The sequence below is a fragment of the Caecibacteroides pullorum genome (assembly GCF_019239235.1).
Classification (GTDB): domain Bacteria; phylum Bacteroidota; class Bacteroidia; order Bacteroidales; family Bacteroidaceae; genus Bacteroides; species Bacteroides pullorum.
In genome coordinates this window covers 434,827-454,471 of sequence record NZ_JAAZTS010000001.1, presented here as the reverse complement: position 1 = coordinate 454,471, position 19,645 = coordinate 434,827, and the positions used below count along the sequence as shown (strand labels likewise).

The window sequence follows — 19,645 nt, the reverse complement described above, 5'->3', positions numbered from 1 at the left end:
AATATATCCTAAACAAACACCCATTATAAAGAAAAAGGCGCAATCCTTTCATAAACCTCTATAAACGCAAAAGGGATGCACCTTGTAAAGGTACATCCCTCTTTACTTATGATTCAAGATCAGTTATCAGAGTTATTTAACTTCCTCAAAATCAGCATCCTGAACATTATCGCCCTGTTTGCTATTATTCTGAGTATTTCCTTGTCCAGCGTTAGCACCACCTTGGAAACCGGCACCTTGTGCACCACCTTGAGCACCTGTCTGTGCATACATCTCAGCGCTGGCAGCCTGGAAAGCTGTATTCAGTTCGGCCATAGCGCTATCGATAGCAGCCAAGTCTTGTGCCTTGTGAGCATCTTTCAGCTTCTGGAGAGCAGCCTCGATCGGAGCCTTCTTGTCGGCAGGGAGCTTGTCACCCAGTTCCTTCAATTGATTTTCAGTCGTGAAAATCATGGAGTCGGCCTGGTTCAGCTTGTCGATGCGTTCCTTTTCCTTCTTGTCGGCTTCGGCATTGGCTTCGGCTTCAGCCTTCATACGTTCGATTTCTTCTTTGCTCAAGCCGCTGGAAGCTTCGATACGGATAGCCTGTTCCTTGCCTGTAGCCTTATCCTTGGCAGATACCTTCAAGATACCGTTGGCATCGATATCGAAAGTTACCTCGATCTGAGGAACACCACGACGAGCAGGAGCGATACCTGTCAGGTTGAACTGACCGATTGACTTGTTCTGAGCTGCCATAGGACGCTCACCCTGCAATACGTGGATGGTCACTTCCGTCTGGTTATCGGCGGCGGTAGAGAAGGTTTCGCTCTTCTTGCAAGGGATAGTCGTGTTGGCTTCGATCAGCTTCGTCATTACGCCACCCAAGGTTTCGATACCCAAGGTCAACGGAGTAACGTCGAGCAATACGATGTCGCCCACACCAGCCTCTTTGTTCAATACGGCACCCTGCACGGCAGCACCTACGGCTACTACCTCATCGGGGTTCACACCCTTGGAAGGAACTTTACCGAAGAAGTCTTCTACCAGTTTCTGAACGGCCGGTATACGTGAAGAACCACCTACGAGGATGACTTCATCGATATCTGAGTTGCTCAAGCCAGCATCGCTCATAGCCTTCTTACAAGGCTCCAAGCAAGCCTGAATCAAACCGTGAGCCAGAGCCTCAAATTTAGCACGGGTCAGTGTCTTAACCAAGTGCTTGGGCACACCACCTACAGGCATGATGTAAGGCAAGTTGATTTCGGTAGAAGTAGAAGAAGACAACTCGATCTTGGCCTTCTCGGCAGCTTCCTTCAAACGTTGCATAGCCATCGGGTCTTGAGTCAGGTCGGCACCTTCGTCGTTCTTGAACTCCTGTACCAGCCAGTCGATGATTACCTGGTCGAAGTCATCACCACCCAGGTGAGTATCACCGTTGGTTGACAATACTTCGAACACACCGCCACCGAATTCCAAGATAGAGATATCGAACGTACCACCACCAAGGTCGAATACGGCGATCTTCATATCCTTGTTAGCCTTGTCTACACCATAAGCCAATGCAGCAGCCGTCGGCTCGTTTACGATACGTTTTACGTCCAGACCGGCAATCTGACCAGCCTCTTTCGTAGCCTGACGCTGTGAGTCAGAAAAGTATGCCGGAACAGTAATAACGGCTTCTGTTACTTCCTGTCCCAGGTAGTCTTCGGCAGTCTTCTTCATCTTCTGAAGAATCATGGCAGAGATTTCCTGCGGAGTGTAGTGACGTCCGTCGATGTCGACACGCGGCATGTTGTTTTCGTTCACTACCGGATAAGGTACACGAGAGATTTCTTTCTGTACCTGCGACCAGTTTTCACCCATGAAACGCTTGATAGAATAGACCGTACGCTTCGGGTTCGTGATGGCCTGACGTTTGGCGGGGTCACCTACCTTACGTTCACCACCGTCTACAAATGCCACTACAGAAGGAGTTGTACGCTTGCCTTCGCTGTTGGCGATTACTACAGGTTCGTTGCCTTCGAATACAGCAACACAAGAGTTTGTAGTTCCTAAGTCAATACCAATAATTTTTCCCATGATCGTTATTATTTTATTTGTTATTATTCAGTTTATTTCTGTCCACCTCGTCGGCAGACGCTTCTAAAAGGACAAACGCCGTGCCAAATGCCAAACGCCCTTCTTTTAATGGCAAAACGCTGACAAGCTCTGCCACTTTGGCAGAAATCCGCCTCATAGACTGACGAAAAAGACAACGACACATACCCATCTTCCTCCAAGACTGACAAACGATACCTGCCACCTCGCATCCAGTTCTTCAAAGGAAAGCATCGTTTTCCTCGAAAGAAAACGGCCGTTTCCGCCAAGGAAAGCAATGCTTTCTTCAAACCGAAAAAGAAAGCCGCCTTCGGGCGGATTCCATATCCTACCCAAAGGCGGCACCTATAAATATAATCCGTATCAGGTTACTCCTTCACCAATACCAATATCAGTTCGCCGGCGGCATTATAGAAACCGATGCCACCCTCGGCCAGACGTGCAAAAGTTTTCACTTCGGACAAAGCCTTCGTGACACGTCCTTCGACCTCCATGTCGGGGCATGCCATCATCGTACTGATCAGATTGGGGAAAGAAATGGCCGACGCGTTGTTCTCATCGGTCACAAAAGCACCGTTGATGACGTTGCAACCCGCATTGCCATGCACTTTCTTCTCAGCAACGTTCAGCTCCAGGAAAGGTTGCTTCTCCATACCGTCGGGGATGGCTTCACCTCCAGCTTGTGTGATTTTCCAGCGACCTCCCAAATCGGTAACCGAAACATCTGGCTTTCTTGGCTTCAACACCAGAATGGGGCGTTTCAACGATTTGCCACACAAGGCAAGTTGTCCATCAGCAAGCTTTGTATACTTCTTCACTTGTGACAAAGCCGAAAGTACGTTCTTTTCCAACGTCATGTCGGGACACATCATGCGGGTGCTTCCCACTTGTCCAAGCGCCAGCTCGCCTGGCTTGGCGTTGGTATCAAAACTTCCCATCAGACGATTGCAACCGCTATTGCCATAGACGCGCCCTGTATTTGTCTCAAAGGCTACATAAGGAAAGCTTTGGCCAGGCGCTGGCACAACGGCCGTTCCGTTGATTTCGATGATGTTCCATTCACCTCCAAGGTCGGAAACCTGCGCAAGATTCTTTGTCGAAGCGCACGATGACATGGCCGCCACAACGGCCACCATACTTAGATAAACACAAATTTTCTTCATTGTCCTGTAGTTTAAGTTAAATTATCAACCGCAAATATAGAACAAAATAACAGCTCTGCCAACATTTTGTTCGGCAATCACATCCAAAAAGCCAAAGTATTTGACACTATTATAATGTATATCTAAGAATTAAACAGTATATTTGCTGACGAAAAAACTGAAAAGAACAACTTGAATATTTATCAATCACATTATTAATAAGAAACAAAATGGGTAAAGTTCTAATTATCGGTGCAGGCGGTGTAGGAACCGTCGTTGCACACAAAGTAGCTCAGAATCCGGACGTGTTCACCGAAATCATGATTGCCAGCCGCACGAAGTCGAAATGCGATGCCGTCGTGAAAGCCATCGGTAATCCCAATATCAAAACCGCTCAGGTAGATGCAGACAATGTGGACGAACTGGTTGCGCTCTTCAATAGCTTCAAGCCCGAAATCGTCATCAACGTTGCCCTGCCCTATCAGGACCTGACTATCATGGAAGCCTGTCTGAAAACGGGTGTCAACTATTTGGACACGGCCAACTACGAGCCCAAGGACGTGGCCCACTTCGAATACAGCTGGCAATGGGCCTACAAGCAGCGCTTCGAGGAAGCAGGCCTGACCGCCATCCTCGGTTGCGGCTTCGACCCGGGCGTGAGCGGTGTCTATACGGCCTATGCCGCCAAGCATCACTTCGATGAAATCCAGTATCTGGACATCGTAGATTGCAATGCCGGCAACCACCACAAGGCTTTCGCTACCAACTTCAACCCTGAAATCAACATTCGTGAGATAACCCAAAACGGTCGTTATTACGAGAACGGCCAGTGGGTGACCACCAAACCGCTGGAAATCCACAAGGACCTGACTTATCCGAACATCGGCCCGCGCGACTCCTACCTGCTTTACCACGAAGAGCTGGAGTCTCTGGTGAAGAATTTCCCCACCATCAAGCGTGCCCGCTTCTGGATGACCTTCGGCCAGGAATACCTGACCCACCTGCGTGTCATTCAGAACATCGGCATGGCCCGCATCGACGAAGTGGATTACAACGGTGTGAAAATCGTCCCTTTGCAATTCCTGAAGGCCGTACTCCCCAACCCACAAGACTTGGGCGAGAATTACGAAGGCGAGACTTCCATCGGTTGCCGCATCCGCGGATTGAAGGATGGCAAGGAACGCACTTATTATGTGTACAATAATTGCAGCCACCAGGCCGCCTACAAGGAAACAGGCATGCAGGGTGTCAGCTACACCACGGGCGTACCAGCCATGATTGGCGCCATGATGTTCCTCAAAGGCATCTGGAAGAAGCCAGGCGTATGGAACGTCGAAGAATTCGACCCCGATCCATTCATGGAGCAGCTCAACAAGCAAGGCCTGCCTTGGCACGAAGTAATTGATGGCGACCTCGAACTTTAATCACTAACCACCAATTAACATGAATGTAGGAGACAAAGCCCCCGAGATATTGGGCATCAACGAGAAAGGCGAAGAAATCCGCCTGAGTAATTATAAAGGAAAGAAACTGGTGCTCTACTTCTACCCGAAGGACAGTACATCAGGTTGCACAGCTCAGGCCTGTAACCTGCGCGACAACTACGACGCCCTGCGCCAAGCCGGCTACGAAGTGGTAGGCGTCAGTGTAGATAGCGAAAAGTCGCACCAGAAATTCATCGAGAAGAACTCCCTCCCCTTCCCCCTGATTGCCGACACAGACAAGAAGCTGGTCGAACAATTTGGTGTATGGGGCGAGAAGAGCATGTATGGCCGTAAATACATGGGTACCTTCCGCACGACCTTCATCATTAACGAAGAAGGCATTGTGGAGCGCATCATCGGTCCAAAGGAAGTCAAGACCAAAGACCATGCGGCACAAATACTTTAATTACCATTTATTCAACAAACAAGTATGGCAAAAAAAGACGAACTGAATTTTGAGAACGAAGGCGCCGTAATGCCCAATAGCGAAAAGCTGAAAGCCTTGCAGGCCGCCATGGACAAGATAGAAAAGAGTTTCGGCAAAGGCTCCATCATGAAGATGGGCGACGACAGCATCGAACAAGTCGAAGTCATTCCCACTGGCTCCATCGGACTAAACGTAGCTTTGGGTGTAGGTGGTTATCCCCGCGGACGTATCATCGAAATCTATGGCCCTGAATCCTCTGGTAAAACCACATTGGCCATTCATGCCATCGCCGAAGCACAGAAAGCTGGAGGTATCGCCGCTTTCATCGATGCCGAACACGCTTTCGACCGCTTCTATGCAGCCAAGCTGGGCGTTGACGTGGACAACCTCCTCATCTCCCAACCCGACAACGGCGAACAGGCCCTGGAGATTGCAGAACAGCTCATCCGCTCCTCAGCTATCGATATCATCGTTGTTGACTCCGTAGCCGCCCTTACGCCAAAGGCCGAAATCGAAGGCGACATGGGCGACAACAAGGTAGGCCTCCAGGCACGCCTGATGTCACAAGCCTTGCGCAAATTGACATCTGCCGTCAGCAAGACCCGCACCTGCTGCATCTTCATCAACCAATTGCGCGAGAAGATTGGTGTCATGTTCGGCAATCCCGAAACGACTACCGGTGGTAATGCCTTGAAGTTCTACGCATCCGTCCGCCTCGACATCCGTGGTGGTCAGGCCATCAAGAACGGCGAGGACGTTATTGGCAAACAGACCAAAGTGAAAGTTGTCAAGAATAAGGTAGCTCCTCCCTTCCGTCGTGCTGAGTTCGACATCATGTTCGGCGAAGGCATCTCTCGCGCAGGCGAAATCATCGACCTGGGTACCGAACTGGGTATCATCAAGAAGAGTGGCTCTTGGTTCAGCTACAATGACACCAAACTAGCTCAAGGCCGCGATGCCGCTAAGCAAGTAATTCTGGATAATCCCGAATTGGCCGAAGAACTGGAAGGACTGATATTCGAAGAACTGAAGAAAGAAAAATAAAACTTCGAACCTAAACTCATAGAGGGGATAGCCACATGGCTCCCCTCTATTATTCATTATTTTAGTAGCACCTCCATAAGCATGAGCGATTTCCGCCTGAAAGTATTCCATTCCGTAGCTCAAAACTTGAGCTTTACCAAAGCTTCTCAAGAGCTATTTATCAGCCAACCGGCCATCACCAAACATATACAGGAACTGGAAAGCACCTACCAAACTCGCCTATTCGATCGACAAGGCGGAAAAATATCCCTGACCGAATCAGGACAACTGCTCTTAGAACATTGCGAACGCATTCTAGACGAATACCGCAAATTGGAATACGAAATGCACCTGCTTCATAATCAATATACAGGCAAATTGAGGTTAGGTGCCAGTACAACCATTGCCCAATACGTACTTCCACCTATGCTAGGCACTTTTATTAGCAAATTTCCACAAGTAGAATTATCACTACTCAATGGAAATACACGCGAAATGGAAACAGCCTTGCAAGATCATCGTATAGACTTGGCACTAGTCGAAGGAGTGACACGTCTACCCAATTTGCGTTACACTCCCTTTCTGGAAGACGAACTGGTCGTCGTCGTACGTACGGGTAGCCGCCTACCGATAGCTGAAGAAATAACTCCCGAACAACTGGCCACCTTCCCACTGGTGCTGCGCGAACGCGGATCGGGTACCTTGGATGTCTTCGAACGGGCCATCCTAAGACATAACATTAAATTATCCTCCCTGCATGTACTCATGTACTTGGGAAGCACAGAAAGCATCAAACTATTTTTGGAACATACAGACTGTTTGGGTATCGTTTCCATCCGTTCCGTCAGCAGAGAATTGTATGCCGGCCGTTTGCGCGTAGTCGATGTCAAGGGGCTAGAAATGAAACGTGAATTCAATTTTGCCCAACTACAAGGGCAAGAAAGCGGACTTAGCCAAGTTTTCATGCAATTCACCCAACGATAACTATCCCTACCTCCCATACTTATTACTTTTGGTTATAACTGATAAAAATATAAGAATTGTAGCCTCCATAGGAAATGTGTACCTTTGCGTCCGAAAAGAAAAAGTTAAACCAACAAAAAAAGAATTGTTATGTTCGAACGTGGAAACAGAGGCAACACCTTTCATGGTATCCTACTCATTGCCTTATTCTCCTTCTCAGCTTTTTACATCGCTGAAATTCCATTCGTAAAAAGTTTATCCTTCAGTCCGTTGATTGTAGGTATTATATTAGGTATGCTCTATGCTAACAGCCTTCGCAACCGTCTGCCTGAAACCTGGGTACCTGGCATCAAATTCTGTACCAAACAGATTCTTCGTGCCGGTATCGTGCTCTATGGCTTCCGTCTAACACTGACCGAAGTAGCAGCCGTAGGCCTACCTGCTATTGTAGTAGATAGCATCATCGTATGCGGCACCATTTTCTTGGGGGTATTCTTGGGCAAATTGATGAAAATAGATAAAGATACAGCCTTGATCACATCAACCGGTAGTGCCATCTGCGGTGCGGCAGCAGTATTGGGTGCTGAACCTGTCATCAAATGTGAAGGCCATAAGACAGCTATCGCTGTATCTACCGTAGTTATTTTTGGAACTATTGCCATGTTCCTCTACCCCATCATGTACCGTTCAGGAGTGCTATCTAGTTTGTCCGACACCCAAGTAGCCATCTATACGGGAAGCACTCTGCATGAGGTAGCTCATGTAGCAGGCGCAGGCAATGCGATGGATCCTACCGATACGTTAGGCATTGCTGGTACAGCCACCATCACCAAAATGATCCGTGTCATGCTGCTGGCCCCCGTACTGGTCATCATGAGTTTTGCCCTTGCCGGACGAAAAAAATTATCAGCAGACGGCACAACAACTAAGAGCAAGATTACAATTCCTTGGTTTGCCTTTGGTTTCATCGGTATCATCTGCCTGAACTCTCTACTTCAGTATCTCTTCGATGCACCAACCGTCAAGGAGATCCCTCTGAACGGAGCCATCGAATACATTGATACCTTCATGTTAACCATGGCCATGACAGCACTGGGCACAGATACAAGCATCGATAAGTTCAAACAGGCCGGAGCCAAACCTTTCGTACTGGCCTTTGGACTCTTTATCTGGCTATTACTGGGCGGCTACCTACTTGTAAAGTATTTGGTGCCACTGATGGCTTGATAAGCCAAACCTTGGTCATAAAAATGGGCCTGCTCCTGTTCTAACAGAAGTAAGCCCATTTTTCTTTTTCTTAGAACAATCTCAATTCAATTCCTCCTCCCGAATTCCCAGTACATAAGCCAAAGAAGGAACCACCGGACACCACTGGCAAACTGATGGCAAAGTAAGCTCCTCCATGCGGAACCACACCACCTGCACTTCCTGCTCCTTCGCATTCTTTCTCCTTTCCCGAAGAATTTCACCCGTCACCTCATTCATTTTTTCCTCGTCGATGGTCGTGGCAGGTACCAATAATGCTTGCTTTACGGAAACATTGTTCAATACAAGAGTCACCAGATCGTGATATAACGCCTCGGCCGTCGCCAGATTTTCAGTAGGAACTACCCCAAAAACATATTCAGCCAACCCTGTGCGACAAGCCTTGCCATCCAAGTCAGATAAAAGAGAAGGGGTACAGACACTCAATGCATCCCCATCCGCTCCTTGAACTAACAAAACCTGCACCTCTGCCGAAGAAAAATCACGGATACCCGCATCTAGCAGCAGACAATCCAACCAAGCTACCAAGTCAAACATAGGCAAAGGACGCCCTAGACGAGCAGACATCACTTCACGCACCATCTCGACCGTCTGGTTTAAAAACGACACGTCTATCAATATCACACGTTCCGAAAGTTTCAAATTCGCAGTTCTATTCATATTCTTAATTCATGTCAGTTATCACCTGTGAAATGTGCAAAGATAACACAAATAAAGGAGAAACAAGACATAAAGGCTGAACGAATGACATTTTGTCATATAGAATTACCAATTCTAAGACATTTTGTCCACACAATACAAATGGCAAGAGTTTTGCAAATCAATCGATGCCAAACCTAACCAAGACTAAAGAAAGGAGAAACAATATGAATTTTAACAACTTCACAATCAAAGCGCAAGAAGCCGTACAGGAGGCCGTGAACCTAGTACAACGCCGGGGACAACAGGCCATCGAGCCGGTACACCTGCTGCAAGGAGTCATGAAAGTGGGTGAGAATGTCACTAACTTCATCTTCCAGAAACTAGGCATGAACGTCCAGCAGATAGAGCTGGTTCTCGACAAGCAGATAGAGTCACTGCCCAAGGTATCGGGCGGGGAACCTTACCTAAGCCGTGAAACCAACGAAGTGTTGCAGAAAGCCATGGACTATTCCAAGGAACTAAACGACGAGTTCGTTTCCCTGGAACCCATTTTGCTGGCCCTGTTAACTGTCAAGAGTACTGCATCGAGTATCCTGAAAGATGCTGGTATGAGCGAAAAAGAACTGCGTACAGCCATCAATGAACTGCGTCAGGGATCAAAGGTCACTTCACAATCGAGCGAAGATACCTATCAATCACTGGAAAAGTATGCCATCAACCTGATAGATGCCGCCCGAAACGGCAAGCTCGATCCAGTCATCGGCCGTGACGAAGAAATCCGTCGGGTTCTGCAGATATTGAGCCGTCGTACCAAAAACAATCCTATCCTGATCGGCGAACCAGGTACCGGTAAGACCGCCATCGTCGAAGGATTGGCACAGCGAATCCTTCGTGGTGATGTGCCGGAGAACCTGAAAAACAAACAATTGTATTCGCTCGACATGGGTGCCCTGGTAGCCGGAGCCAAATACAAAGGTGAGTTCGAGGAACGTCTGAAGGCCGTCATCAACGAGGTAAAACAGTCCGAAGGCAACATCATCCTCTTCATCGACGAAATCCATACCCTGGTAGGTGCCGGTAAGGGTGAAGGTGCCATGGATGCCGCAAACATCCTGAAACCGGCGCTGGCCCGTGGCGAAGTACGTAGCATCGGTGCTACAACGCTCGATGAATACCAGAAATATTTCGAAAAGGACAAAGCACTAGAGCGTCGTTTCCAAACCGTCATGGTAAACGAGCCTGATACGCTGAGTACCATCTCCATCCTGCGTGGATTAAAGGAACGTTACGAAAACCATCATCACGTTCGTATCAAAGACGATGCCATTATCGCCGCCGTGGAGTTGAGCAACCGGTACATCACTGACCGTTTCCTCCCCGACAAGGCCATCGACCTGATGGATGAGGCCGCTGCCAAGCTGCGTATGGAAGTAGACTCTGTGCCTGAAGAGCTGGACGAAATCTCACGTAAGATCAAGCAGCTAGAAATCGAACGCGAGGCCATCAAGCGCGAGGACGATAAAGCCAAGCTGGAACAGATTGGTAAGGAACTGGCCGAACTCAAGGAACAGGAAAGCTCCTACAAAGCCAAGTGGCAGAGCGAAAAGACACTGGTCAACAAGATACAGCAGAACAAGGTCGAGATAGAGAACCTGAAATTCGAAGCCGAGAAGGCCGAACGCGAAGGCGACTACGGCAAAGTAGCCGAAATCCGTTACGGCAAGCTACAGGCCTTGAACAAGGAAATCGAAGAGACCCAGCAAAAGCTGCATCAAATGCAGGGCGACAACGCCATGATTAAGGAAGAAGTCGATGCCGAAGACATCGCCGACGTCGTATCGCGCTGGACGGGTATCCCCGTCAGCAAGATGCTGCAAAGCGAGAAGGAGAAACTCCTCCACCTGGAAGAAGAGCTCCACAAGCGTGTTATCGGTCAGGACGAGGCCATCGAAGCTGTATCCGACGCCGTGCGTCGCAGCCGTGCCGGTCTGCAGGACCCCAAACGGCCTATCGGCTCTTTCCTCTTCCTGGGTACGACGGGTGTCGGTAAGACCGAATTAGCCAAGGCTTTGGCCGAATTCCTGTTCGATGATGAGACAATGATGACCCGTATCGACATGAGCGAATATCAGGAGAAGCATAGCGTGTCCCGACTCGTCGGAGCGCCTCCCGGATACGTCGGCTACGATGAAGGCGGGCAGCTGACCGAAGCCGTAAGGCGGAAACCCTACTCCGTAGTCTTGTTCGATGAAATCGAAAAGGCTCATCCTGATGTATTCAACATCCTGTTGCAGGTACTCGATGACGGACGTCTGACCGACAACAAAGGCCGGACGGTGAACTTCAAGAACACCATCATCATCATGACCTCCAACATGGGAAGCTCGTATATCCAGAGCCAGATGGAGAAACTGAACGGCAGCAACAAGGAGCAGATTGTCGAAGAGACCAAGCGCGAAGTGATGAACATGCTGAAGAAGACCATACGGCCCGAGTTCCTCAACCGTATTGACGAAACCATCATGTTCCTGCCGCTGACCGAGCCTGAGATCCGTCAGATCGTAACGCTGCAGATCAACAGTGTACGCCGCATGCTGGAAGGCAACGGAGTGACACTGCAACTGACCGATGCTGCTATCAACTTCCTGGCGCAAGCTGGCTTCGATCCAGAGTTTGGCGCCCGTCCAGTCAAGCGTGCCATCCAACACTACCTGCTCAACGACCTCTCTAAGAAGTTGCTGGCACAGGAAGTGGACCGCAACCGCCCTATCATCATAGACGTAAATGCCGCCAAGGACGGACTTGTATTCAAAAATTGACCATAAATGTCCACTTAATTATTTAATAGACTATTAAGTGGGCATTTAATAGGTTATTAAGCGACCATTTAATAGGCGATTAAATGAGCATTTAACAGGCTATTAAATAGAAGACCTCAAATTAAAGGCTGAATCGAATTGGAATCATCTCCACATCGATTCAGCCTTTATTATTACTTTTCTTTGCCAATTAATTATTCAGCAACTTCTGTTTCAGTTTCTTCTTCAACCTGCTTCTCTTCAAAATCAGTCAAACCTGCGTTTACTAACAAATTATACCAAGAAATCAACTTCTTGATATCTGATACATGAACACGATCACGGTCATAATTAGGAAGTACTTCAGCCAAATATGCACCAAGTTCATCAGCAGAAGCTTTCTTCAGATTCAATGTGACCAAAGCACCGTTTTCCTTCTCTTTCATCGAAGCAAAAACTTGACGCAAAGGTATATCTTCAGCATCCGTATACATGGCAATATCACCTAAAGAGATAATTTTCTCATTGCCATATGCCGGAAAGCGTTTTTTATCAGCAATCGATTCAACAATCAACATATTCTTGCCTCTCGAAACAAGTTTATACAATCCAGGTTTGCCAGAAATGGACAAAATAGTCTTCAACATAATCTGTTCTATTCAATTTTTAATATTAGACAAATAAAAAATACCACTATATTGCTTCGGAAAGTCCGTCTGCATTAGCGCTCGCAAAGGTAATCAATATTTTTAGATAGCGAAGAAATCAGAGCCAAAACCTGAGGAATCAGAGGAGAATTACCATCATTTACGATGACATAATCAGCCATCCTGCGTTTTTCTTCGTCATCCATCTGACGGCGGATACGTTGCTCTATCAGTTCGCGTGACGATGCATCACGACTGACGGCCCGCTGAATACGGACTTCCAAAGGGGCATAAACCATAACTACTTTATCGACTTCACCCCGAAACCCTGCTTCCAAAAGTATAGCTGATTCTATACCTACCCAAGGACATATAGAACGGGCAGAGCACCAAAGACGAAAATCATCCTTGACCCGCGGATGTACAATTGCATTTACTTGAGCTGCATGTTCCGCACTGCCAAACAAATAAGAAGCCAACAAAGGTTTGTTCAGATTTTCCCCGATGTATACATTTTCTCCCAACAATGACGTCAGACCACGACGGATACTTTCATCCGCAACCATCAGCCGACGAGTTTCGATATCAGAAATGTAGACGGGAATACCCATCACTTCCAACAAACGCGACACAACACTCTTGCCACTACCAATTCCTCCTGTTAACCCTATCCTAATAGCCATAATCTGCCGGTATTTGCTCTATCAAGAAATCAACTTGTTCGGGGTTGAAACGCACATGACTGACTCCTTCAGGCAAAGTCCTTAACTTAACTGTATACTTTTCGCTACCCAAGTGAACCAGCTCTTCATAAGAAACGACCAAATGAAAATCGTCAGCTGTAATTTGACGAAAGCGCCCCATTCCTACCTGAAAAGAGATCTTTATCTTCGACGGGAAAGCTCGTAACACTTTGTCGGCAGGGAAATTAACACCTCGTAGGGGTACTTCTACTGTTTTCTCCGTATACATATCGACTGGCAATGTCAGTTTTACAGAAGCTGGAATATATTTTGCACCCTTCGGGGCCGACAAAGTAACTTCACGTTCCAAAGTATCGGTAATATTATCCAGATTCAAAGGTAAAGTATAAGCGACTTTCATCGTATCTAAAGCATCCGAAGGAGCATAAACTCGAACTGAATCTGGCGTAAAAAGCGTATCGGGCAAATAATATTGTTCGCCTGCACTCACGTTGCCACACAACTTGACTGGTATCATCTTGGACACACCCGTAGAATAGTAGTACTCCAACGTATCAGGCTTCATAGAAAGCAATGCGGTAGAAGCGTTCAGCTGGCCTGTTATCCATTTTTGCACCTGTGAGGTCTGCACTTGGACATGGTTTCCCATGTTAATATAGTTCTTGAAATCAAGGATTACTGGATAAAAATTTTTGCCAAGCATATAGTTGAGCAACACTGTACCCTTATCACGTACCCTTACCCTGACTTCAGACACTGGCTCAGAAGTAATAACCACATTTTCAGGGACATTTCTCAGCCGAACTGGGATAGAAAACTCTGTCTCATAATCGTTGTTCAGCGTCTGAAGTAACCAAAAGCCTGCCGCAATGAAAAAGAAACACAAAAAAACAAAGAACTCCCGGCTCTTCGCACTGAGCAGGAAGTCCTTTGTCTGTTTCTTCGTCTTCAAAAATAAGCGCTTTATGTTCCTCTGTTCGAACATAAGTATCGTTTTTTATTTATTGGCAGCCTGGCTGTTGTTGGCATCAGCTGCGGCAGCGAAGATTGAATTCTTGTCGATACGGATTTTTACGTTCGAAGCGATTTCCAGCACTACATCATTATCATTGATTTCCTTAATCACACCATGGATACCTCCGGCTGTGATAACCTTCTGGTTCACCTGAAGCGATTTGCGGAAATTGGCGATTTCCTTCTGCTTTTTGTTCTGCGGACGAATCATAAAGAAATACATGATAACGAACATGGCAATCAGCATGATCCATGTCCAGCTGGCATCAGGTCCTGTAACTGGAGCCTGCAAAAGAAATACTGTCATTAAATTCATAAGATTTTTCCGTTTGTTTTTTTATAAGTTTGGAAAGCAAAGATATCAGTTTTTCGACAGCTTTCCATCTTTTTTCAATTGATTAACAATTCCGTCCAGCGTTCCGTTCACAAAGCTACCACTCTTCGCTGTGCTGTACAACTTGGCAATGTCGACATATTCGTTCAATGACACACTGATAGGAATGTTAGGGAAGCTCAAAATCTCGGCCAAGGCGCACTGCATGATAATGACATCCATGAAAGCCACGCGGTCCAAATCCCAGTTACGGATATTTTCGCTGATAAGATGGCGATAGTAGTCACAGTTGAGAATGGTGCGACGGAAAAGGCGACGCGCAAATTCGCGATCTTCGTCGTCCTTGAACTCGGGCAACAATTCCTGATTAGCCCCGTTCTTTTCATCAAAGCGCTTGATGGTCTTCAGCACAAAAGTGTCTACAATTTCCTTGTCGTCATTCCAATAGAGGCTCTGATCTTCGAGCAAGGAATCCAATGCTTCGTTATTGAAGATAAAAGTCTTATAAAGCTTCCGCCACAGCTCGCGGTCGGCTTCATAAGAACGGTCGTCGGATGCCATATATTCCTTATATATGTCCGAAGCAATGATTTTTTCGTAAAGGCTCTTCACGAAATCCTCGTCGTTGTCCCACGAGCGTTTCTGAGTGGACATGAAATCCAATAGCTGTTTATTCACCTCCAACTGGGCGATAAACTTGTTTTCCACAAACTTAGTGTTAGGATACAATTCCTCTGGCGTAGGTGCCAACTTGGCTTTCGCAGCCGAAATACGTTTTTGTGCATAGTTCGTCAAAGCCATCATCAGCATCAGCAGATAATTGTACAAGTCATAAGCCTTGGAAAGGCTGAAGAACAATTCTTTCTCCGCCGAGTCTAAATTCTTGCTGCCGTTCTGATAATAAGCATATACAATCTGTATAATCTTAAGACGAATAAGAACTCTGTTAATCATATATCTTATATAAATAGGTTTGTTTAACAGGGGACAAAAGTAGGCATTTTTAATGACTTGGCATAAATAAATCAGTTTTTTTATTGCAGAAGTTGATAATCCAGCCATTTTCTTTTGACAGTTGAAAAAAAATCGTCAATTTTGAGCCCCGATACAAGTCGCTCGGCTCCGTCAGCTCTATAAACGACGGGACCCAACGCACGAAAATATCGAGATTAAAACAGTATTAACGACCTATTACTATTTACTGACTAGTTATGGAAGAAGAGTGGAAAAAGAAAAACGGTGGAGAGAGCAGTGACAAGGAAATCTTATATTCCCAAGCCATCAAGGCCGGCAAACGCATCTATTATTTGGATGTAAAGAAAAACAGAAAAGACGAAATGTTCCTTGCCATTACAGAAAGCAAAAAAATCATCAGTGGTGAAGGCGAAGAATCACAAGTGAGCTTCGAAAAGCATAAAATATTCCTCTATCAGGAAGACTTCGAGAAGTTCATGAACGGTTTGAAGCAATCCATCAGTTTCATTCAGGAACAACAAGGCGCCTGCACACCCAAAAATGAAAATAAAAAAGAAGCCGACGACCCTCAAAGCACAAGCGCTCAACAGGAAACGGCCGGCAACGATACAGCAGCCTTGGCAGAAGGCGAAATCAAGATTGACATCGATTTTTAAGCACAACCCTTTGATTATTCAAAAAGAAGCAGTACTTTTGCACCGCTTTTTTACAGCATGTGCGGCCAGGCCGCATCGTGTGATGGTGAATTAAGCAAAAACAACTACTTAATTTAGAGTAACACAAAAAATTAATTCAAATGAAATCAATTGAAGTAAAAGGAACTGCAAGAACCATTGCAGAGCGTTCTTCGGAACAGACAAGAGCCTTGAAGGCCATTCGTAAAAACAACGGTGTACCCTGCGTACTCTATGGTGGTGGCGAAAACATCCACTTCACTGTACCTGCAGACGGCCTGCGCAACCTGGTTTACACTCCGCACATCTATGTAGTAGACCTCGTAATCGACGGCAAGAAGTACAACGCCATCATGAAGGACATCCAGTTCCACCCTGTAAAGGATACCATCCTGCACGTTGACTTCTATCAGATCGACGAAACTAAACCTATCGTAATGGAAGTACCCGTACAGCTCGAAGGTTTGGCAGAAGGTGTAAAGGCCGGTGGTAAGCTGGCTCTGCAGATGCGTAAGCTGAAAGTAAAAGCCCTCTACAACGTTATCCCTGAAAGACTGGTAGTAAACGTTTCTCACCTGGGTCTGGGTAAGACTGTTAAGGTTGGCGAACTGAACTACGAAGGTCTGGAACTGATGAACGCCAAAGAAGCTGTCGTTTGCGCCGTTAAGCTGACACGTGCTGCAAGAGGTGCTGCCGCTGCCGCAAACAACTAATCGGAACGTTCCTTTCTGAGATAAGGATAAACGAAACAAGAAAGACGCGGATTAACGCAGAGACGCAGGTTTGGTTTACACAATCCGCGGAAAGCTGCGATAATCCGCGTCCTTTTTTTATCAGCCGGACACGCCATAGAGTTCCTCCAAGGAAAACGATGGGATGTTCGAAGGAAAACGATGGAATACGCCAAGGAAAGCAATGCTTTTCCCTTTCCCTACAAATTTGAGAACAAAATGAAATACCTGATTGTAGGCCTTGGAAACATAGGCCCCGAATATCACGAAACCCGCCACAACATAGGCTTCATGGTGGTAGACGCATTGGCTCAGGAAGCAGGTGCCACCTTTAAGGACGGCCGTTACGGCTTCACCACTACCCTGTCGGTCAAAGGACGCCAGCTATTGCTGCTCAAGCCGTCAACCTACATGAACCTCAGTGGAAACGCCGTACGCTACTGGATGCAGAAAGAAAACATTCCGTTGGAAAATACGCTCATCGTCGTAGATGATCTTGCCTTGCCCTTCGGTACCCTGCGCCTGAAAGGAAAAGGAAGCGACGCGGGCCACAATGGCCTGAAGCACATTGCCGCCACACTGGGCACGCAGAACTACGCCCGCCTGCGCTTCGGCATCGGTAACGACTTTCCTCGCGGCGGACAAGTGGACTACGTGCTGGGGCACTTCTCGGACGAGGACTGGAAGACCATGCCCGAACGACTGAAAACCGCGGGCGAAATCGTGAAAAGCTTCTGCCTGGCAGGAATCGACATAACCATGAACCAATTCAACAAGAAATGAGTGAAGCCAGAATAGACAAATGGATGTGGGCCGTGCGTATCTTCAAGACACGCACCATCGCCGCTGAAGCCTGCAAGAAAGGTCGTATCAGCATCAACGGTGCACAAGCCAAAGCTGCCCGCATGGTGAAGCCAGGCGACATAGTACAGGTACGCAAGCCTCCCATCACCTACTCGTTCAAAGTACTTCAGGCCATTGAAAAACGTGTGGGCGCCAAGCTCGTGGCCGAAATGATGGAAAACGTCACTACACCCGACCAGTACGAATTGTTGGAAATGAGTCGTGTCAGTGGTTTCGTGAACCGCGCCAAGGGTACAGGACGTCCTACAAAGAAGGATCGCCGCAGCCTCGAAGAATTCACTACACCCGAATTCATGGACGACTTCGATTTCGACTTTGACTTCGACGACGAAGACGACGATGAATATACAACTGTAATTGTAATAGATCAAAAAACGTCTTGCACAATGAAAAGAGAAAAGATCAGATGGGGTTTCATCGGTTGCGGAGAAGTGACCAAATACAAGAGCGGCCCCGCTTTCCAGAAAATAGAAGGCTCCGAAGTTGTGGCTGTCATGAGTCGCAATGGTGCCAAAGCCAAGACATACGCCAAGGAGCGCAACATTCCCAAATGGTATGACGACGCCCAAGAGCTGATAGACGATGAAGACGTAAATGCCGTCTACATCGCCACTCCCCCTTCTTCTCATGCCACATATGCCATCATGGCCATGAAGGCAGGCAAGCCGGTCTATATCGAAAAACCGATGGCCGTCACTTACGAAGAGTGCTGCCGCATCAACCGCATCTCGCAAGAAACGGGCGTTCCCTGCTTTGTAGCCTATTACCGCCGCTATCTACCCTACTTTCAGAAAGTAAAATCGCTTGTCGAGGAAGGTGCCATCGGCAACGTCATCAATATCCAAATACGCTTTGCCCAACCACCACGCAATTTGGATTACAATCGCGAAAACCTGCCTTGGCGTGTACAACCCGACATAGCAGGAGGCGGATACTTCTATGACTTGGCTCCCCATCAGATCGACCTACTGCAGGAAATCTTCGGCTGTATTCTGGAAGCCAGCGGCTACAAGAGCAACCGCGGGGGACTTTATCAGGCAGAAGATACCATCAGTGCCTGCTTTCAATTCGACAACGGACTGGTCGGCAGCGGTTCATGGTGTTTCGTAGCCGACGACTCCGCCCGCGAGGACCGTATCGAAATCATCGGCGATAAAGGTATGATCTGCTTTTCCGTCTTCACCTACGATCCAATAGCCTTGCATACCGAAAAGGGCCGCGAGGAAATTCCCATCGCTAATCCACTCTACGTTCAGCAACCGCTCATCCAGGCGGTCGTAGACCACTTGTTGGGAAAATCGGTTTGCACCTGCGACGGCGAAAGTGCCACGCTGACAAACTGGGTGATGGACAAGATACTGGGAAAAATTTAATAAAAATCGAGAATGGAGATGTATATTAATAATTTAATTCTCCATTCTCAATTTTACATTTTCCATTCTCAAAGTGCTGCTTTCAGCGCCTCGATCATCTCCTGATACTCGGCATCAGAAAGATAAACCTTACCAGGGTTCATCTGGAATGTACCACCGTAATCAGGGCCGTCTACATATTTCGGTGCCAAATGGAAATGCAGGTGCGACAGCTTGTCGGAATAGGCACCATAATTAATTTTTTCGGGATTGAACACCTTTTGCATAGCGCGGGTCACACGGACCACGTCGGCCATGAAAGCATTACGTTCGTCGTCAGACAGCTCGTTCAAATCGTTCACGTGATCTTTATAGGCCACAAGACAACGACCGCGATAGGTCTGCTCTTTGAAGAGGAAAGCACGAGATACACCCAGTTGGGCAAATTCAATCATCAAGTTATGCAATGTTTCGTTGTTCTGACAATACAGACATTCTTTCGGATCGCTTTTCATTTCTTTCTCGT

The 19,645-nt window shown here is 47.2% G+C and carries 19 protein-coding genes and 1 pseudogene; 11 read left to right on the top strand and 9 right to left on the bottom strand.

The genetic code is table 11. The features are described 5' to 3' along the window. Positions 1 to 132: 132 nt before the first annotated feature. The gene (gene dnaK, locus HF894_RS01850; RefSeq protein ID WP_204970875.1) at positions 133 to 2,061 is read right to left on the bottom strand and encodes a molecular chaperone DnaK; all 1,929 of its coding nucleotides are present in this window, start codon (positions 2,059 to 2,061) and stop codon (positions 133 to 135) included. A 386-nt stretch (positions 2,062 to 2,447) separates the two neighbouring features. After that, positions 2,448 to 3,242: an META domain-containing protein gene (locus tag HF894_RS01845; RefSeq protein ID WP_075317406.1), complete on the bottom strand. Its 795-nt coding sequence runs from the start codon at positions 3,240 to 3,242 to the stop codon at positions 2,448 to 2,450. A 209-nt stretch (positions 3,243 to 3,451) separates the two neighbouring features. On the opposite strand from HF894_RS01845, the gene HF894_RS01840 reads away from it, so the two are divergent. From HF894_RS01840 to HF894_RS01820, 5 genes are all read left to right on the top strand, one after another. Then, positions 3,452 to 4,645, top strand: coding sequence for a saccharopine dehydrogenase family protein (locus HF894_RS01840; RefSeq protein WP_021846199.1), 1,194 nt, complete (start codon positions 3,452 to 3,454; stop codon positions 4,643 to 4,645). Positions 4,646 to 4,664: 19 nt separating this feature from the next. Then, positions 4,665 to 5,111 carry a thioredoxin-dependent thiol peroxidase gene (gene bcp / locus HF894_RS01835; protein ID WP_021846200.1) on the top strand — a complete coding sequence of 149 codons (447 nt, stop codon included), beginning with the start codon at positions 4,665 to 4,667 and terminating at the stop codon, positions 5,109 to 5,111. A gap of 24 nt (positions 5,112 to 5,135) precedes the next feature. Beyond that, positions 5,136 to 6,176: a recombinase RecA gene (recA, locus tag HF894_RS01830; RefSeq protein WP_021846201.1), complete on the top strand. Its 1,041-nt coding sequence runs from the start codon at positions 5,136 to 5,138 to the stop codon at positions 6,174 to 6,176. Positions 6,177 to 6,257: 81 nt separating this feature from the next. After that, positions 6,258 to 7,139 carry a LysR substrate-binding domain-containing protein gene (locus HF894_RS01825; RefSeq protein ID WP_204970874.1) on the top strand — a complete coding sequence of 294 codons (882 nt, stop codon included), beginning with the start codon at positions 6,258 to 6,260 and terminating at the stop codon, positions 7,137 to 7,139. Between the two features lie 129 nt (positions 7,140 to 7,268). After that, entirely contained in the window at positions 7,269 to 8,345 is a 1,077-nt protein-coding gene (locus HF894_RS01820) for a YeiH family protein (protein ID WP_075317408.1), read from the top strand. Between the two features lie 81 nt (positions 8,346 to 8,426). Here the strand turns inward: HF894_RS01820 and HF894_RS01815 are convergent, their stop codons facing one another. Beyond that, on the bottom strand, positions 8,427 to 9,044 hold the full coding sequence (locus HF894_RS01815; RefSeq protein WP_204970873.1) for an L-selectin: 618 nt from the start codon (positions 9,042 to 9,044) through the stop codon (positions 8,427 to 8,429). A gap of 206 nt (positions 9,045 to 9,250) precedes the next feature. Between HF894_RS01815 and clpB the strand changes: the two genes are divergently transcribed. Beyond that, positions 9,251 to 11,845: an ATP-dependent chaperone ClpB gene (clpB, locus tag HF894_RS01810; protein ID WP_204970204.1), complete on the top strand. Its 2,595-nt coding sequence runs from the start codon at positions 9,251 to 9,253 to the stop codon at positions 11,843 to 11,845. A 194-nt stretch (positions 11,846 to 12,039) separates the two neighbouring features. Here the strand turns inward: clpB and HF894_RS01805 are convergent, their stop codons facing one another. The 5 genes from HF894_RS01805 to nusB form a co-directional block, all read right to left on the bottom strand. After that, positions 12,040 to 12,471, bottom strand: a complete 432-nt coding sequence (locus HF894_RS01805) for a DUF5606 family protein (protein ID WP_021846207.1) — start codon at positions 12,469 to 12,471, stop codon at positions 12,040 to 12,042. Positions 12,472 to 12,545: 74 nt separating this feature from the next. Next, positions 12,546 to 13,154 carry a dephospho-CoA kinase gene (gene coaE, locus HF894_RS01800; RefSeq protein WP_204970872.1) on the bottom strand — a complete coding sequence of 203 codons (609 nt, stop codon included), beginning with the start codon at positions 13,152 to 13,154 and terminating at the stop codon, positions 12,546 to 12,548. Beyond that, positions 13,144 to 14,160 carry a CdaR family protein gene (locus HF894_RS01795; protein WP_204970871.1) on the bottom strand — a complete coding sequence of 339 codons (1,017 nt, stop codon included), beginning with the start codon at positions 14,158 to 14,160 and terminating at the stop codon, positions 13,144 to 13,146. The genes coaE and HF894_RS01795 overlap by 11 nt, the downstream gene beginning before the upstream one ends. Before the next feature lie 12 nt (positions 14,161 to 14,172). Further along, positions 14,173 to 14,505 carry a preprotein translocase subunit YajC gene (gene yajC / locus HF894_RS01790; RefSeq protein WP_075317412.1) on the bottom strand — a complete coding sequence of 111 codons (333 nt, stop codon included), beginning with the start codon at positions 14,503 to 14,505 and terminating at the stop codon, positions 14,173 to 14,175. 45 nt (positions 14,506 to 14,550) lie between these two features. Continuing rightward, a complete protein-coding gene (gene nusB / locus HF894_RS01785) occupies positions 14,551 to 15,477 on the bottom strand; it encodes a transcription antitermination factor NusB (RefSeq protein WP_204970870.1) in 927 nt (308 codons plus the stop codon). Positions 15,478 to 15,734: 257 nt separating this feature from the next. Between nusB and HF894_RS01780 the strand changes: the two genes are divergently transcribed. From HF894_RS01780 to HF894_RS01765, 5 genes and pseudogenes are all read left to right on the top strand, one after another. Then, positions 15,735 to 16,154: a PUR family DNA/RNA-binding protein gene (locus tag HF894_RS01780; RefSeq protein ID WP_204970206.1), complete on the top strand. Its 420-nt coding sequence runs from the start codon at positions 15,735 to 15,737 to the stop codon at positions 16,152 to 16,154. A gap of 140 nt (positions 16,155 to 16,294) precedes the next feature. Further along, positions 16,295 to 16,885, top strand: coding sequence for a 50S ribosomal protein L25/general stress protein Ctc (locus tag HF894_RS01775; RefSeq protein WP_021846213.1), 591 nt, complete (start codon positions 16,295 to 16,297; stop codon positions 16,883 to 16,885). Between the two features lie 237 nt (positions 16,886 to 17,122). Continuing rightward, positions 17,123 to 17,686, top strand: coding sequence for an aminoacyl-tRNA hydrolase (gene pth / locus HF894_RS01770; protein ID WP_075318978.1), 564 nt, complete (start codon positions 17,123 to 17,125; stop codon positions 17,684 to 17,686). After that, positions 17,683 to 17,820: pseudogene (locus tag HF894_RS15265) on the top strand (S4 domain-containing protein); the annotation flags it as partial. The gene pth and the pseudogene HF894_RS15265, both read left to right, overlap by 4 nt. Before the next feature lie 333 nt (positions 17,821 to 18,153). Further along, positions 18,154 to 19,140, top strand: a complete 987-nt coding sequence (locus HF894_RS01765; RefSeq protein WP_021846216.1) for a Gfo/Idh/MocA family protein — start codon at positions 18,154 to 18,156, stop codon at positions 19,138 to 19,140. A 68-nt stretch (positions 19,141 to 19,208) separates the two neighbouring features. On the opposite strand, the gene HF894_RS01760 is transcribed toward HF894_RS01765, so the two are convergent. After that, entirely contained in the window at positions 19,209 to 19,634 is a 426-nt protein-coding gene (locus HF894_RS01760) for an HIT family protein (protein ID WP_021846218.1), read from the bottom strand. Positions 19,635 to 19,645 lie beyond the last annotated feature (11 nt).

Bases quoted from the DNA above. Each gene is read 5' to 3' on its own strand.
- dnaK (WP_204970875.1), bottom strand. From the start codon at position 2,061: ATGGGAAAAATTATTGGTATTGACTTAGGAACTACAAACTCTTGTGTT.
- HF894_RS01845 (WP_075317406.1), bottom strand. From the start codon at position 3,242: ATGAAGAAAATTTGTGTTTATCTAAGTATGGTGGCCGTTGTGGCGGCC.
- HF894_RS01840 (WP_021846199.1), top strand. From the start codon at position 3,452: ATGGGTAAAGTTCTAATTATCGGTGCAGGCGGTGTAGGAACCGTCGTT.
- bcp (WP_021846200.1), top strand. From the start codon at position 4,665: ATGAATGTAGGAGACAAAGCCCCCGAGATATTGGGCATCAACGAGAAA.
- recA (WP_021846201.1), top strand. From the start codon at position 5,136: ATGGCAAAAAAAGACGAACTGAATTTTGAGAACGAAGGCGCCGTAATG.
- HF894_RS01825 (WP_204970874.1), top strand. From the start codon at position 6,258: ATGAGCGATTTCCGCCTGAAAGTATTCCATTCCGTAGCTCAAAACTTG.
- HF894_RS01820 (WP_075317408.1), top strand. From the start codon at position 7,269: ATGTTCGAACGTGGAAACAGAGGCAACACCTTTCATGGTATCCTACTC.
- HF894_RS01815 (WP_204970873.1), bottom strand. From the start codon at position 9,044: ATGAATAGAACTGCGAATTTGAAACTTTCGGAACGTGTGATATTGATA.
- clpB (WP_204970204.1), top strand. From the start codon at position 9,251: ATGAATTTTAACAACTTCACAATCAAAGCGCAAGAAGCCGTACAGGAG.
- HF894_RS01805 (WP_021846207.1), bottom strand. From the start codon at position 12,471: ATGTTGAAGACTATTTTGTCCATTTCTGGCAAACCTGGATTGTATAAA.
- coaE (WP_204970872.1), bottom strand. From the start codon at position 13,154: ATGGCTATTAGGATAGGGTTAACAGGAGGAATTGGTAGTGGCAAGAGT.
- HF894_RS01795 (WP_204970871.1), bottom strand. From the start codon at position 14,160: ATGTTCGAACAGAGGAACATAAAGCGCTTATTTTTGAAGACGAAGAAA.
- yajC (WP_075317412.1), bottom strand. From the start codon at position 14,505: ATGAATTTAATGACAGTATTTCTTTTGCAGGCTCCAGTTACAGGACCT.
- nusB (WP_204970870.1), bottom strand. From the start codon at position 15,477: ATGATTAACAGAGTTCTTATTCGTCTTAAGATTATACAGATTGTATAT.
- HF894_RS01780 (WP_204970206.1), top strand. From the start codon at position 15,735: ATGGAAGAAGAGTGGAAAAAGAAAAACGGTGGAGAGAGCAGTGACAAG.
- HF894_RS01775 (WP_021846213.1), top strand. From the start codon at position 16,295: ATGAAATCAATTGAAGTAAAAGGAACTGCAAGAACCATTGCAGAGCGT.
- pth (WP_075318978.1), top strand. From the start codon at position 17,123: ATGAAATACCTGATTGTAGGCCTTGGAAACATAGGCCCCGAATATCAC.
- HF894_RS01765 (WP_021846216.1), top strand. From the start codon at position 18,154: ATGAAAAGAGAAAAGATCAGATGGGGTTTCATCGGTTGCGGAGAAGTG.
- HF894_RS01760 (WP_021846218.1), bottom strand. From the start codon at position 19,634: ATGAAAAGCGATCCGAAAGAATGTCTGTATTGTCAGAACAACGAAACA.